Here is a 13908-nt window from a genome sequence, read left to right as displayed (position 1 = left end):
CGACGGCGACGGCCGACCCCGGGCGGTGCGATCGCGCCGTCCTACGCTGACGCGGTGCCCGACGCCGAGATCACCTCTCCCGACCCCGATCAGCCCGTGACCGTCGTGACCGGAGCGAACTCCGGCATCGGTCGGGCGACGGCGATCCACCTCGCCTCGGTCGGCCACCACGTCGTCGGCACCGTCCGTGCGCTCGAGAAGGCGGAGAAGCTGATGGCGATGGCCGACGGCGCCGGGGTCGCGATCGAGCTCGCGGTCGCCGACGTCGCGGACGACGAGTCGGTGGCGCGGGGCTTCGAGGAGATCCTCGGGCGCGCCGGCCGGATCGACCACCTCGTGAACAACGCGGGCGTCGGCGGCAACGCGGTGGTCGAGGAGTCGACGTCGCAGATGTTCCTCGACGTGATGAACGTCAACCTGTGCGGCGCCACCCGGTGCAGCGCCGCGGTGCTCCCCCAGATGCGCGAGCGCGGCAGCGGCACGATCGTCAACGTCACGTCGGTCGCCGGTCGCATCGGCGCCCCCGCCCAGGCGCCCTACGTGGCGTCGAAGTGGGCGCTCGAGGGCGCGAGCGAGCAGCTCGCGCTCGAGGTCGCGCCGTTCGGGATCCGAGTGGCGATCATCGAGCCCGGCGTCACCAGATCGGCGATCTTCGCGAAGAACGTCGACGCACCGAACTCGACCGGCGCCTACGACGACGCGTACCGCCACATGTTCCAGTTCTACGCAGCCGGGATGGAGCAGGCGACGGACCCCGTCGAGGTCGGGCGCCTCGTCGAGCACGCGACCACCACCGACGACCCGAAGCTGCGCTACGCGGTGAGCTGGGGCGGACCGGAGATGTCGAACCAGCACGACCGGATCGATCCCGCCGACTGGTTCGCGCTCGGCGCGGCGACCGACGACGAGGAGTACGCACGGCGCTTCCGCGAGATCTTCGATCTCGACATCACGACCTGACACCCGGCCGGGGTCGTCGGATCGAGGCCGTCGTCGCCCGACGGCCGGGCGCGCTCAGACGCGGACGACGTCGACGCCGTCCATGCGGTGGGCCTCACCGCAGCGCGCTCGGTCGGTCACGACCAGCTCGCGCACGTCGGCCACCTCGGCGAGCCCCGTCGAGGTCGCGAGACCGAGCGCCTCCGAGGTCGCGGGCGAGAGGGCGACCCGGCGCGGCGGGATCACGACGACGCCCCGATGGTCGTGCGGTGGAGCAGTCGATCGTGTCCGTCGTAGCCGCCCGTCGCGCGGTGCAGGACCGAGCGGTTGTCCCACATCACGAGCATGTCGGCCTCCCACTCGTGGCGGTAGCGGAAGTCGTCGCGCGTCTGCCAGGCGTACCACTCGCCGAGCAGCTCTCGCTCGGCGTCGCCGTCGAGGCCGTCGATCCCGATCACGTAGCCGATGCAGCCGAACAGGCCGGGTCGGCCGGTCTCGGGGTGGTCGCGCACGATCGGGTGGAGCTGGGTCGCCTCGGCCTCGGCGGACGGCCGGATCGACATGCTGCGGTCGGTGGCCGAGTCGGCGTCGCCGTACATCCCGCTCGGGGCGTAGCCGCCGCGCGCCGAGTGGATCGCGCGCCGACCCTCGAGTCGCTCGCGCAGCTCGTCGGGCATCGCGTCGAGCGCAGCGTGCTGGTCGGCGAAGAGGGTGTCGCCGCCGGTGGGAGGGATGGTGATCCCGTAGAGGCACGTCCCGGCCGGGGGGTGCTCCTGGAAGCTCCAGTCGGTGTGCCAGTTCTCGGCGAACAGCGGGGCGGTCTCGTCGGCCGTCCGCTGGATGGCGATGACGTGGTCACGTCCGTCGATCGGGGCGATGAACGGGTCGTCGCCGAAGGGACCGAACGCGAGGGTGAACCGCTCGAGGTCGTCGTCGGTGAGGCGTTGCTGCGGGAACGCGAGGACGTGGTGCTCGAGCCACGCGGAACGGATCTCGGCGATCGTCGCGTCGTCGAGGGGCTGGCTCAGGTCGGGTCCGGTGACGGTCGCGCCGCACACCTGGCCCGATGGTCGCACGTCGATGGCCATGGGCGGACGGTACGCCACGCCCCGGATCGGCGGCGAGCGGTGAGGCGCGCCGATCCGCCGCCGGCTCGCTCCAGCGAGTAGGACGGTCACGCGGGCCCGGTCGGGTCGCCGCACCGATCGGACGTCCAGGAGCAGCCCGATGAGATCAGCCCGATGAACGACACCGCCGCCGCCGACCTCGCGCTCGCCGTGTTCCGCTGCGGCATCGGCGCGGTCATGTTCGCTCACGGGTGGAACCACATCTGGGGCGGAGGGAAGATCTCCGGCACGGCCGGGTGGTTCGGGTCGATGGGGATGCGCCCAGCGCTGGTCCAGGCGTGGCTGGCGAGCGTCACCGAGATGGCCGCCGGGGTCGCGCTCGTGCTGGGCCTGCTGACCCCGCTCGGCGGCGCCGGCGTGGTCGGCACGATGGCCGTGGCGTTCGTCATCAACCACCGTGGCAACGGCTTCTTCATCTTCCGCCCGGGTGAGGGGTGGGAGTACGTGATGACCCTCGCGCTGTGCGGGATGGTGCTCGGAGCGATCGGCGCGGGGGGCTGGTCGCTGGACCGGGCCCTGGGGATCGACGACGACCTCGACGGCTGGACCGGCCTCGCGCTCTCGGTCGGCGCGGGCGGGGTCGGTGCGGCCGTGCTGCTGGCGACCTGCTGGCGACCCCCGCCCGCCGAGTAGGGTGTCAGCCGTCGTCGTCGGGGTCCGGCGCCGACCCGCCGTCGTCCGCCGACCCGCCGTCGTCCGTGTCCATCTCGTCCGTGTCCATCTCGTCCATGTCCATCTCGTCCGTGTCCATCTCGTCCATGTCCGTCCCGGCCATCCCCTCGAGCTGGGATTCGTCGAAGGCCGGACCCGACTCGATGGCGGCGGCCACGGCGTCGGGGTCGTCGGCGGCGAAGTCGACGCAGGCGATCTTGTTGTCGATGAACTCGACCGGGTGGACGACGAAGGCGACCGCGTCGTCGCCCGCCACCGCGTCGTTCTCCGCGGTCATGAAGCCCTCCCCCTGACCGTCGCTCGTGAACAGCAGGTGGATCTCGTTCGGCGGGACCTCGACGTCACCGTCGACGAACTGGAAGTGGTCGCCGCCGCTGTCGGAGCACGGGTCCTCGTGGAGGTGGCTGACGTAGTCGACGTTCGGCAGCAGGCCCGTCAGCCGGGTGGTGACGGTGGTCCCGGCGTCGGACCGGGCGATGACGGCGCTTCCCGCGACGTCGTCGTACCCGCTCGGGCGCGAGTCGAGCAGCTCGAACTCGCCGCACGCGAGCGCGGCGCCGTCGACGTCGCTCGCAGGGGTCGCGGACGCGTCGCCCATGTCCATCGCCGACATGTCCATTTCCATCGCGTCGTCGTCCATCGCGTCGTCGTCCATCGCGTCGTCGTCCATCGCGCCGTCGGTCGTGTCCGTCATCGCGTCGTCGTCCATCGCGTCGTCGGACATCGCCGCGGTGGATCCGGTGGCGGCCGCTGGCGTCGGTGCCTCGATCGCGTCGGCGCAGCTCGACGCGGGGGCGCTGTCGGGCCCGCCTCCGTCGGAGGCGGCGTCGTCGGAGCCGCACGCGGCGACGGCGAGCGTCGCAGCGAGGCCGAGCGCGCCCAGGCGGTGCGCGGATGTGGTGGTGTGCACGGTGTTCTCCTCGGTTCGTGGTCTTCGCGGGCTGATCGGGTGGGATCGATCAGCGCGGCGGACCACGCAGCCGCGGCTCCCCGCTGCCCTGGCCCCGCACGAGGACGGAGACGGGTGCGAGCGCCGGGGGGAGGACGGACCCGGCGATGCGGTGGCGACCGTCGCGCCAGGCCTCGACGAGCGAGCGACCGACGCGCAGGAGCTGCAGGGCGATGGCGGCGACGAGCGGCTGGAGCAGCAGGCCGGCGACGACGGGGCCGGAGACGGACGGGTCGACCGATCCCGCCACGAGGCGTTCGCCCGCCTCCATCGAGACGAAGGCCGACATCTGCAGGAGGGCCAGCGTCGACAGCGAGGGGAGGCGGCGGGGGTCGTGACGCAGCACCCGCACCGCGGCGCACCACGCCGCAGCGCACGTCGCGAGGACGACGAGGGGGCCGACGACGCCGAGGTAGGCGTGCGACACCGAGGCGCCGTCCCCCACCAGGTACCCGACCTCGTGGGCGACGAGGACGCCGGACGCAGCGAGCGCGCCGACACCGGCGCGGTCCACGCCGCCGCTGCGCTCGGTGCTCACCCGATCACGCTACCGGTGCCGTCACGGGGTGGGATCGGGGGCCACGACGAACCCGCCCCGCCGACACCGGGTTCGACGTGCGGCGAGAGCCCGCCGGCGGCGGGCCCCGACCCACGCGGCACCGAGCGGAGCGCGTCCGGAACGTCGCTACGGTCGAGGCGTGTCGCGGCGATCGGTTCGGTTTCGGTGTCGGAGCTGATCGATCGATCCGATCCGCCCGGGTGGGTCGATCGCACCGTGCGGGTGGGCTGGCTGTCGCGCGGCGTGATCTACGTCGTCGTCGGCCTGCTGACGGTCTCGGTGGCGTTCGACGAGGCCCCGTCGGGCGACGACGCCTCGCCCACCGGTGCCCTCACGCGGGTGGCGTCGTTCCCCGGCGGGCGGCTGGTCCTCGCGCTGCTCGTCGTCGGGATGGTCCTGTACATCGCCTTCCAGGCGCTGAGCCTCGTGTTCATCCGGGGGTCCACCATCTTCCACTGGTGGCGCCGAGCGGGGCACGTGGCCGCGACGATCACCTACTCGGCCTTCGCGTGGAGCGCCGGACGGATCGCGTGGTCGGGCACGCAGCGGGAGGGGGAGAGCCTGATCGAGCGGGCGAGCCGGGCGACGCTCGACAACTCGATCGGGCGCTGGGCGGTCGGGCTCGCCGGCGCCACGACGACGGTCGTCGCGCTCTACTTCGCGTACCGCCACGCCGTCGAGCGCGGCTTCGTCGAGGGGCTCACCGACACCGACGAGTCGTCCGACGAGTCGAGCGACGGGCCGACGCGCAGCCAGGTCCTGATCGTCGTCGGGGTCGTCGGGTGGGTGGGGCGCGCGACCGTGATCGCGCTGATCGGGTTCTTCCTCGTCCGGGCCGCCTGGACCTTCGACGCCTCCGAGGCGCGGGGGTTCGATCGGGCGCTGCGCGAGGCGTCGACCTCGACGACGGGGTCCGCGCTCGTCCTCGCGTGCGGTGTCGGCCTCGTCGCGTACGGGACGCTGTGCATCGCGAGCCACCGCCGACGGACGATCCGCGACAACGAGTCCGACGACTGAGCGGGGACGCCCGGGCGGGCTCAGCCGGGTTCGTGGTGCGGTCGACAGATGCGGATCGCACCCGGGAGGCACGTGATGTCGAACCGGTCGGCGCGGTCTCGGCCACCGCCGTCGACCTGCCAGGGGAGGGTCCGATCGAGCTCGATCACGATGCGCTCCCCGGTGGTCACGTGCACGAACGGGGACCGATCGACCCGGCGGGTGTAGACGGCGGCGAACAGCCGGATCCAGTCGAGCCCGCCGCGCACCTCGATCACGCCGACCTCGAAGCGCCCGTCGGTCGGATCGGCGGCCGGGAACGCCGGCACGCCACCGATGAGGCGACCCACGTTGCCGACGATCACGGAGGAGGCGGCGCCGGTGCGCCACGGCGACCCGTCGACGGTGACGATCGCCTGCGCCGAGCTCACGTGGCGTCGGCGCACCCCGGCCCACACGTACCCGAGCCGCCCGAGGCGGTCCTTCAGGCCGTGGTCGGCCTCCTCGATCAGCAGCGCGTCGAAGCCGGTGCCGGCCATCACGACGAAGTGCTGCTGCTCGTCCGCTCCCGCCCCGACGTCGACGACCCCCACGTCGATCGCGGTGGGCACGCCGTGGAGCGCGACGTCGACCGCGGCGCGCAGGTCGATCGGGATGCCGAGGTTGTCGGCGAGCAGGTTGCCCGTGCCGGCCGGGAGGACGCCGATCGTGACGTGGTCGTGGCCGGCGCGCAGCAGGGTGTCGACGCAGCGCCGCACCGTCCCGTCGCCGCCCCACACGAGCAGCCGGTCGACGCCGAGCTCCTCGATCAGCTCGACGACCGCCGGCGGTGCCTTCTTGCTCTTCGACACCTCCCGCCACGGCGGGTCGGGGCGACCCGCGTCGGCCAGGGCGGCGCGCAGGTGCTCCAACCCCTCGCCGGCGACCTGCTTGCCGTCGTTGATCAGCACCCCGATCGTCGGATCAGCCGTCACGGCGCGCACCTCCGGCACCCGGACGCCGGGGAGCGCCGCCGGGATCGACGGCGACCGTGGGGTGGGGACGGCACACGACGACGCGACCGTACCGCGGGGCCGGCGCCGCCGGGGTCTTCCGAGCGGTCCGACGACGCCCGGTGAGGACCGGTCCCGGCTCGCGGAGGTGCGCCCGATCGCCGACGGCGATCGGCGGGGTGAATCGTCCCCCGCCGATCCGGGTAGAGGTGCGACACCGTTCGCCGTGGCGTCGGTGACGATCCCTCTCGGCCGGGTGCGCCGAACCCACCCCCATGCGACGGTTGACGTTCTCGATCACTCCGCCACGACCGGAGGGGTTCGTCGAGTCGCTGCGCGACCGTGAGGCGACGAACCTGCGTTCGTGGACCGACGGCGGCGTCGCCTACATCGACGCCACCGTGCCGAACGACGCCGTCGGTCGGATCCTGCAGGACGCGTCCGACAGCGACGAGCACATCCGGTGCACCTTCTCGTCGCAGGACGCGATCACCATGGACTCGCGCTCGGCGACCACCGAGTCGCTGACCGACCTGTCGCCGCTCAGCCCGGCCGAGGTGTACATGAAGGGGGAGCACTCCACGGGGGCCTGGGCCGGCTTCCTCGGCTACGCGGGCGCCGCCGGCGCCGTGGTGTGGCTCGGGCTGTTCACCGACTCGGTCGCGCTGCAGATCGGCGCGATGCTCATCGCGCCCTTCGGCGGCCCGGCCATGAACGCGGCGATCGCGACGGCGCACGGCGACCGGCCGCACCTGTTCGAGAACCTGCGGCGCTACGTCGCCGCGATCGCGACCACCGTGGTGGTCGCGGGGGTGCTGCACCTCGTGTTCGGGGGTGAGGTGGTGACGTCGGCGATGTCGGCCACGGCGAACCTCTCGCGCGAGGCGGTGCTCCTCCCCCTGATCGGCGGTGCGGCCGGGGCCCTCAACCTCATGCAGTCCGAGCGATCGAGCCTGGTGTCCGCCGCGGCCACCGGGGTGCTGGTGGCGGCGGCGTTGGCTCCGCCGGCGGGCCTCGTCGGGATGGCCGTCGTGCTCGGCGAGTGGGAGATGGCGGTGTCGGGGTTCTTCCTGCTCGGGTTGCAGCTCGCCGGGATCAACCTGGCGGGGGCGCTCGTGTTCGGCCTCTACGGGCTGCGGCCGGAGTGCTCGGGCCTGTCGGACGGTCGATCCGGGGTGCGCTGGGTCAGCCTCGCGCTGGCCGCCCTGGTGGTCGTCGGCCTCGTCGTGCTCCAGCGCACCACGTCGCCGAACCTCGAGCGTGCGACCGTCACCCAGCAGATCGCGTCCACCGTGTCGTCGGTGTTCGAGTCGACGGACGACGTGGACCTGGTCATGGTGGACGCGACGTTCACCCGCCCCGACGATCCCGGACCCGAGACCGTCGTCGTGGACGTGGTGGTCCAGATCCTCCAGGGATCGGCCGCGACGCTCACCGAGGCGGAGATCGGATCCGAGATCGAGGAGGTCGTCGAGGGCTCCTACGACGTGACCGCCCTCGTCACGGTGCGGGCGTTCGCAGGCGGACCGTGACCGTGGCCGGATGCCGTGCCTCGATCAGGTGAGCGAGTCCGAGAAGGGGAGGTCGACGAGCTCGACCTCGCGGTGGCCGTGGGGGGTGTCGACGTCGAACCGCTCGCCGGCATCGCGCTCGGCCGCGACGAGGCACAGCCCGATGACCCGGTCGAACGCCGGCGAGCGACCCGCCGCCCGCAGCTGCTCGACGACGTCGTCGCGAGCGCCGAGGCGCACCGGTCGGATGAGCCCGTCGAGCGGACCGCCCCCGATCGTGCATCCCGTCAGACGGCGCCGGGCGCCCGCGTCGCGGATGCGCACCAGCGCGTCGCGACCGATGAACGGTCCGGAGTCGAGGTCGACGACGTCGCCCAGGCCGAGCTCGAACGGGTCGGCGTCGTAGCCGGAGTCGGTCCCGTAGGACAGCAGCGGCCCGGCCTCCATCCGCTCGACGGGGTCCGGCGTCCCCGGGCCGATGCCGTGGTCGGCCCCGGCGTCGGCGACGGCGTCCCACAGCCGCTCGGCGTGGCGGGGATCGTCGAGGAACAGCTCGAAGCCGTCCTGGCCGCTCCACCCGGTCACGCTGAGCCACACGTCGATGTCGTCGGCGATCGTCGCTCCGCCGACGTGGCGCGACTCGAGCGAGTCGAGGTCGAGGCGGAGCTCCGAGGCCACCGCCGACGCCGACGGACCCTGCACCGCGAGGGTGGCGGTGTCGAGCTCGCGGACCCGGACGTCGAGGCCCCGCTCGGCGGCGATGGCGCGCAGCCACAGCCCGATGTCGCCGTCTGCGATCGACAGGCGCCACGATCCGTCCGGGAGGCGCACCAGCACCGGGTCGTTGATCAGGCGGCCGTCGTGGTCGACCATCGGGGCGTAGGTCGTCGTGCCGGGGTCGACCTCGGTGGCGTCGATCGCGACGACCGCGTCGACGAAGCCGGTCGCGCCGACCCCCGTCACCTCGATGTGGCGCTGGGCCGCGACGTCCCACATCGCGACGGCCGTCGTCAGCCGCTCGTACTCGGCGGACGGGTCGCCGTAGTCCTGCGGGAGCCACATGTGGTTGTACTCGGTGACCCGTGCGAGGCCGGCGGCGACGGTCCGGTCGAAGAACGGCGATGTCCGCGTCCGGGCGTTGAGGGAGGCGAGCAGCTCGGGATCCTGGTGCGTCACGGCGGGCTCGTACCCGCCACGACCGCGTCGAATCGCGCTCGGGCTCCGGCGGGCGTGTCGTGTCGGGTGCTCGGGGTGTCAGCCGGCCGGCTGCCGCGGGGACGGTGCGGCGGTCGGACCGACGCGTTCCTCGACCGACTCGATGATGCGGACCAGCACCTCGATCCGCTCGACGCTCGGGAGCGATGCGCCGCCCGACAGGTTGATCGATCGGTAGGCGTGCCCGCCGAGCAGGTCGGCGGCGAACGTGACCGCAGCCTCGACCCCGTCGGTCACCGGCTGGTCCGAGGCCACGATGGCGGCGGCGAAGCCGTCGGGGAGCACCAGCCCGGGGAACGCCATGAGCGCCTCGGCGGCCCGCCGGGAGGTGATGACGGGGACCGGTGCGGCGAGGGGGAGCTGCGCTCCGCCGCGACGGACCTCGCGAGCGAACGCCTCGAGGTCGACGACCCCGCCGGCGTGGTTGAGCACCCCCATCGTCGCCCCGGCCCGCTCCTTCTCGAGGAGGCGTCCGGGTCGGATCGCCGTCGGGGTCGCCGCCGGGCTCTCGGCCACCGAGACGAGACCGGCGCCGGCCGATGCCGCAAGGGCAGCGATGCGGACGCCGTCGCTCCCGAACCGGACGCTGCCGGGCCGATCGGGGAACCGGGCGCGCGGGTGGTCGCCGGTGACGCAGTGGACCCCGACGGCTCCCGCCTCGACCACGGCGCCCACCTCGTGGGTCGCCTGCTGCGCGGTGCGATCTCGCCCGGTGACCGTGACGAGCGCGCCGAGTCCGATGTCGGCGCAGCGACGCGCGGCGACGGCCGGCGCGATCGAGATCGGCTCGTCCAGGTGCTCGCCGATCAGGACGACCGCGTCGAGGGCGCGCAGGCGATCCGCCCAGGGCTCGAGGCGGGGGAGCGTGTCGTCGATGCGGACGTCGAGCAGCCACCGGGCCGGTGGGGTGATCGAGCTCTCCGTCCGTGCGTCCGGTCCGGCCCAGGCGACGGGGGACGTCGCGTCGGCGAACGGGCACGCGATCCCCTCCACCTCGCACCCCCCGTCGTCACGCACCCCGCCGCACGGCCCGTGGACCATCTCCTTGGGGCACGCGGGATCACCCGAGCCCATCGCCCGGAGCCCGTTCTCGTCGCCGGACGGGAACGGGTCGAAGTGGACCCCGGGAGCGCTGGCGACGGCACTGCACGACACCGTTTCTACCCCCCGCGCCGGTGTGGCGGTCGGGGTGGAGGGGGGACGAGCGGCGACGGCGGGCGACTCGACGGCCGCGGGTTCCGGCGCGTCAGGTCGCCGGGATGTCGGCGGTCATCACCGTCGGTCCCGTCGGGGCGGGATCGCCGTCACCGGGTTCCGCGGTGATCTCCACGGTCGGGTACCTCGCCGGATCGACCGCGGCCGCGAAGGTGACGCGCGACCGTCCGCCGGGGTCGGGATGGAAGGTGCCCGCCGAGATCCGGTTCGGCCGCTCGGGCGTGTCGTCGTCGGCGACGAACCAGACCTCGTAGTACTCCCCGGTCGGGAGGATCTCGAGCGCTCGGGTGTCGAGGTCGACGACGCGGCCGATCCCCGTCTCGACGACGCGGAGCTCGCCGCTGCCGGCCGGTCCGGCGATCGGGCCGGCGTACTCCACGCCGTCCGTCGCGTCACCCTGGCGAGCGATCCGGAGCGCGACCGCTCCACCGACGACCAGGAGGATCGTGGCGGCGACGGCCGTGACCGGGACGAGGCGCCGGCGGCGCCGACGACGGTCGTCGAGGGGCACCGGATCCGAGCTCGGGTGCTCGTCGTCGACCTCCGCGGCGTCGCGACGACCGTCGACGGCGGCTCGCAGCGCGTCGACGCGCCGTTCGTCGACGTCGGGCACCGGTCCGAGGAGGGCGTCGCGGAGAGCGTCGTTCAGCTCGTCGTCACGCATCCTGGGCCTCCCTCATCGCGATCCTCAGTCGCTCGAGCGCACGAGACTGGGCCATGCGCACCGCGCCGGGCCGCTTGTCGAGGATCGCGCCCACCTCGGTGGCGGAGAGCTCGCCGACGACGCGGAGCTCGAGGATCTCCCGATCGGCCTCGTCGAGCTCGTCGAACACCCGGCGCAGCACGCCGCGTTCGTGCTCGCGCTGGAGGTCGTGGTCGGCGTCGTCCGTCGCGAGTCGGCCGTCGGTGCGTGCTGCGCTCGTCTCCCTCTCCTCGAGGGCCCGATCGCGGGCCGCCGAGCGGTTCGACTCGAGCACCACGTTGCGCGTGATGCCGTACATCCATCCCACGAACCCGATCCCCTGCCAGGTGAACCCGTCGATGCCCGCGACCGCCCGGCTGAACGCCTCGCTCACGGCGTCCTCGGCCGAGTGAGCGGAGTCGAGGCGACGATCGGCGTAGGAGATCAGCCGCGGCCGGTAGCGCCGGTACAGCTGCTCCCAGGCGTCCGACGAGTGCTGACGTGCGCGCTCGACCAGTGCTCGCAGCGCGTCCTCGTCGAGAGCGTCGTCCATCCATCCCTCGGTTCATGCACGTGGACGGGGTGCCGTCACGCCGGCCCGAAGATAGCCACGTCGGTCGAGGGTGGGCGCTCGCAGGCGCGAGGTCGATGACGATCTCGCGTACCCCCTGCGGTGAGTGGTTCGACGACCGCGCAGACAGGTGTTTCGCCGAGGTCGGTGACACCGGTCGATCCCTTCGCATGTACGAGGTGCCGGGCAACGTGCCACGGCGTCCACCACGAAGGAGAACCGCCATGAAGAAGAAGATCGCCATCCTCGCCGTCGCCGGCACCTCGATCGGGATGCTCGCCAGCTCCTCGTCCGCCAGCGCGGCTCACTACTGCGTGACCGACGGCCAGGGCCGGATCCACCAGACGAACGGCAACGGCAACCGCGGCGGCACCGACGGTTGGCGCAACGCGTCGCCCGGCCAGGATCGCTCGCCGGCCACCTTCGACTGCGGCGCGGACAACCCGCCCCCCGCTCCGAACAACGGCTGACGTCCCCGGGTCCGCACGGTCCGATGATCGTGCGGACCCGCCGACCGCGCGAGGCGCGATGCTCCCGAGTCGTGTGCGAGTCGGTGAGCTGCGTCGCCGGCCGTTCCGTGGCGCCGGCGCGGTCCGTCGTCGAGTTCGAGATGAGCGGCCATCCTCGGTACCGTGACCGTGGTGAGCGATGACGACGCAGGGCAGGCAGCGGAGCCACGAACCCGCTGCGAGCTCTCCTCTGGTCGAGGTGCTCGAACGCTCCCGCCAGGCCGGCCCGCCCGCCGACCAGGCCGTCATCGCGGACGGACACGGTCCCGTGGCGTCGGAGACCGGCCAGCGTCTGGTCTCGTTGCTCGGCGACGATCGCCGAGCCCTCGACCCGATCGCCGACGCGAGGGAGCGATGCGGACCCCGAGCTCGACCGGGTCCCGGGTCCCCGTCGGCTCCGGGTGCGACACGATCGCTCGACGACGCAGCGACGGGTCGCGCCGACCGACGGCGGGGACGGGATGACGGCGATGCTGCTCGATGGCGCCCCGGTCACGTCGCTCGTCGAGCACGTCGAGCGCGGCGGCGGGACGGGCTGGCAGCGCGCAGCCCACGACGGCGCCGAGCGCGTTCTCGACGAGCTGGAGCGATCGGGGCTGCGCGGTCGCGGCGGTGCCGGCTTCTCCACGGCGACCAAGTGGCGCTCGATCGTCTCCGGGGGCGCCGACGTGGGCGAGCGGTTCGTCGTCGCCAACGGGGCGGAGGGCGAACCCGGCACGTTCAAGGATCGTGCGCTGCTGCGCCACAACCCGTTCCTGCTGCTCGAGGGCGCACTGATCGCAGCGCGCACCGTCGGCGCGCGACGGGTGTTCGTCGCGCTGAAGTCGTCGTTCCAGGTGGAGGCCGACGCCGTCGCGTCCGCCGCTTCGGAGATCGATGCCGCCCGGTGGGCGCCCGACATCGAGATCGCCCTCGTTCGTGGGCCCGACGAGTACCTGTTCGGTGAGGAGAAGGCGCTCCTGGAGGTGATCGAGGGCGAGGAGCCGCTCCCGCGCCTCTTCCCGCCCTACCTCTACGGGTTGTTCACGACGAGCCCGCAGATCGGCTGGTCGGCCGGCCGGTCGCTGCCCGATGATCGTCGCGACGCCTCGAACCCGACCCTGGTCAACAACATCGAGACCCTGTCCGCGATCCCGGCCATCGTGGCGAACGGCGGAGGGTGGTATCGGCGGTTCGGGACGGCGGAATCGCCGGGCACGATGATCTGCACCGTGTCGGGTGACACCGTCCGCCACGGCGTCGGGGAGTACGAGCTCGGCACACCGCTCTCCACCGTCATCGCCGAGCTCGGCGGTGGCGTGGCCGACGGTCGTGCGATCAAGTACGTGCTGTCCGGGATCTCCAACCCGGTCCTGCCCGGTGAGCTCACCGAGACCCCCTTGACGTACGAGCACATGGACGCCGCGGGTGCCGGCCTCGGGACCGGCGGCTTCATCGTCTACGACGATCGCACCGATCCAGCCGAGCTCGCCCACGCCGTCTCGACGTTCCTCGCGGTCGAGTCGTGCGGCCAGTGCTCGGCGTGCAAGCTCGGCTGCCAGCACGTGACCGCATCCTCCGTGGCCTCGACGGAGTCACCGATGGAGCCGTCTACGGCGAGCTCCGCGCCCGTCTCGCGAGCGTGACCGACGCGTCCCGCTGCTTCCTGCCCTCCCAGGAGCAACGCGTCGTCGCGAGCCTCCTCGCCGACATGCACGACTCGTCGGCGCGACGGCCGCCGAGAGGGCTGGAGATCACCAAGATCGTCGATCTCGTCGACGATCGATTCGTGCTCGACCCCACCCAGGCACGCAAGCGCCCCGACTGGACCCACGAGCCGGCCGACCCGTAGTCCGGTGGGACCGACGGGGTCGCCTCGGCAGGCCGACTCGAGCCCGTCGCGACCCCACGTCGCAGCGAGCGCGGCGACCTCGTCCAGCTGCATGTCGGCCCACCGGCCGGCGAGGTGCGTGCTCTGGCCGGCCACGGAGC

General features: G+C 73.0%; 16 protein-coding genes. 7 read left to right on the top strand and 9 right to left on the bottom strand.

Annotated features, from left to right (window positions below; all coding sequences use genetic code 11):
• Positions 1-54 precede the first annotated feature (54 nt).
• On the top strand, positions 55-960 hold the full coding sequence (locus ACOOHC_RS18460; RefSeq protein ID WP_420451830.1) for an SDR family oxidoreductase: 906 nt from the start codon (positions 55-57) through the stop codon (positions 958-960).
• A 54-nt stretch (positions 961-1014) separates the two neighbouring features.
• Here the strand turns inward: ACOOHC_RS18460 and ACOOHC_RS18455 are convergent, their stop codons facing one another.
• Together ACOOHC_RS18455 and ACOOHC_RS18450 are read right to left on the bottom strand one after the other, a co-directional pair.
• Entirely contained in the window at positions 1015-1185 is a 171-nt protein-coding gene (locus tag ACOOHC_RS18455; RefSeq protein ID WP_420451829.1) for a hypothetical protein, read from the bottom strand.
• On the bottom strand, positions 1182-2027 hold the full coding sequence (locus ACOOHC_RS18450) for a TauD/TfdA dioxygenase family protein (RefSeq protein ID WP_420451828.1): 846 nt from the start codon (positions 2025-2027) through the stop codon (positions 1182-1184). Before ACOOHC_RS18450 ends, ACOOHC_RS18455 begins: the two co-directional genes overlap by 4 nt.
• 153 nt (positions 2028-2180) lie before the next feature.
• Here ACOOHC_RS18450 and ACOOHC_RS18445 point away from each other — a divergent pair, with 153 nt between their 5' ends.
• Entirely contained in the window at positions 2181-2699 is a 519-nt protein-coding gene (locus tag ACOOHC_RS18445) for a DoxX family protein (RefSeq protein ID WP_420451827.1), read from the top strand.
• A gap of 4 nt (positions 2700-2703) precedes the next feature.
• Here ACOOHC_RS18445 and ACOOHC_RS18440 read toward each other — a convergent pair whose 3' ends face one another.
• On the bottom strand, positions 2704-3648 hold the full coding sequence (locus tag ACOOHC_RS18440; protein ID WP_420451826.1) for a hypothetical protein: 945 nt from the start codon (positions 3646-3648) through the stop codon (positions 2704-2706).
• A 49-nt stretch (positions 3649-3697) separates the two neighbouring features.
• Entirely contained in the window at positions 3698-4225 is a 528-nt protein-coding gene (locus ACOOHC_RS18435) for a hypothetical protein (RefSeq protein ID WP_420451825.1), read from the bottom strand.
• A 186-nt stretch (positions 4226-4411) separates the two neighbouring features.
• On the opposite strand from ACOOHC_RS18435, the gene ACOOHC_RS18430 reads away from it, so the two are divergent.
• Positions 4412-5263 (top strand): DUF1206 domain-containing protein, encoded by an 852-nt coding sequence (locus tag ACOOHC_RS18430; RefSeq protein ID WP_420451824.1) that lies wholly within the window; start codon positions 4412-4414, stop codon positions 5261-5263.
• Between the two features lie 20 nt (positions 5264-5283).
• Here ACOOHC_RS18430 and ACOOHC_RS18425 read toward each other — a convergent pair whose 3' ends face one another.
• Entirely contained in the window at positions 5284-6216 is a 933-nt protein-coding gene (locus ACOOHC_RS18425; protein WP_420451823.1) for a diacylglycerol/lipid kinase family protein, read from the bottom strand.
• A 302-nt stretch (positions 6217-6518) separates the two neighbouring features.
• On the opposite strand from ACOOHC_RS18425, the gene ACOOHC_RS18420 reads away from it, so the two are divergent.
• Positions 6519-7766, top strand: a complete 1248-nt coding sequence (locus tag ACOOHC_RS18420) for a DUF389 domain-containing protein (RefSeq protein ID WP_420451822.1) — start codon at positions 6519-6521, stop codon at positions 7764-7766.
• Positions 7767-7790: 24 nt separating this feature from the next.
• Here ACOOHC_RS18420 and ACOOHC_RS18415 read toward each other — a convergent pair whose 3' ends face one another.
• The 4 genes from ACOOHC_RS18415 to ACOOHC_RS18400 all read right to left on the bottom strand — a co-directional run bounded on the left by ACOOHC_RS18415 (position 7791) and on the right by ACOOHC_RS18400 (position 11410).
• Entirely contained in the window at positions 7791-8921 is a 1131-nt protein-coding gene (locus tag ACOOHC_RS18415) for a glycine cleavage T C-terminal barrel domain-containing protein (protein ID WP_420451821.1), read from the bottom strand.
• A gap of 78 nt (positions 8922-8999) precedes the next feature.
• Positions 9000-10115, bottom strand: coding sequence for a methylenetetrahydrofolate reductase C-terminal domain-containing protein (locus ACOOHC_RS18410; protein ID WP_420451820.1), 1116 nt, complete (start codon positions 10113-10115; stop codon positions 9000-9002).
• A gap of 91 nt (positions 10116-10206) precedes the next feature.
• On the bottom strand, positions 10207-10839 hold the full coding sequence (locus ACOOHC_RS18405; protein ID WP_420451819.1) for an anti-sigma factor: 633 nt from the start codon (positions 10837-10839) through the stop codon (positions 10207-10209).
• Entirely contained in the window at positions 10832-11410 is a 579-nt protein-coding gene (locus ACOOHC_RS18400) for an RNA polymerase sigma factor (RefSeq protein ID WP_420451818.1), read from the bottom strand. Before ACOOHC_RS18400 ends, ACOOHC_RS18405 begins: the two co-directional genes overlap by 8 nt.
• A 242-nt stretch (positions 11411-11652) precedes the next feature.
• Between ACOOHC_RS18400 and ACOOHC_RS18395 the strand changes: the two genes are divergently transcribed.
• From ACOOHC_RS18395 to ACOOHC_RS18385, 3 genes are all read left to right on the top strand, one after another.
• Positions 11653-11898, top strand: a complete 246-nt coding sequence (locus ACOOHC_RS18395; protein WP_420451817.1) for a hypothetical protein — start codon at positions 11653-11655, stop codon at positions 11896-11898.
• Between the two features lie 500 nt (positions 11899-12398).
• Positions 12399-13562 (top strand): hypothetical protein, encoded by a 1164-nt coding sequence (locus tag ACOOHC_RS18390; protein WP_420451816.1) that lies wholly within the window; start codon positions 12399-12401, stop codon positions 13560-13562.
• Entirely contained in the window at positions 13559-13768 is a 210-nt protein-coding gene (locus ACOOHC_RS18385; protein WP_420451815.1) for a hypothetical protein, read from the top strand. Before ACOOHC_RS18390 ends, ACOOHC_RS18385 begins: the two co-directional genes overlap by 4 nt.
• The last annotated feature ends 140 nt before the right edge of the window (positions 13769-13908 follow it).

The sequence above is a fragment of the Ilumatobacter sp. genome (genome assembly GCF_965215205.1).
Lineage (GTDB): Bacteria > Actinomycetota > Acidimicrobiia > Acidimicrobiales > Ilumatobacteraceae > Ilumatobacter_A.
The sequence above is the reverse complement of the archived record's forward strand: the minus strand, read 5'-3'. Positions and strand labels throughout refer to the sequence as shown.

Coding starts and splice junctions, on each gene's coding strand:
- ACOOHC_RS18450 (WP_420451828.1), bottom strand. CDS start 2,027: ATGGCCATCGACGTGCGACCATCGGGCCAGGTGTGCGGCGCGACCGTC.
- ACOOHC_RS18445 (WP_420451827.1), top strand. CDS start 2,181: ATGAACGACACCGCCGCCGCCGACCTCGCGCTCGCCGTGTTCCGCTGC.
- ACOOHC_RS18405 (WP_420451819.1), bottom strand. CDS start 10,839: ATGCGTGACGACGAGCTGAACGACGCTCTCCGCGACGCCCTCCTCGGA.
- ACOOHC_RS18400 (WP_420451818.1), bottom strand. CDS start 11,410: ATGGACGACGCTCTCGACGAGGACGCGCTGCGAGCACTGGTCGAGCGC.
- ACOOHC_RS18395 (WP_420451817.1), top strand. CDS start 11,653: ATGAAGAAGAAGATCGCCATCCTCGCCGTCGCCGGCACCTCGATCGGG.
- ACOOHC_RS18390 (WP_420451816.1), top strand. CDS start 12,399: ATGACGGCGATGCTGCTCGATGGCGCCCCGGTCACGTCGCTCGTCGAG.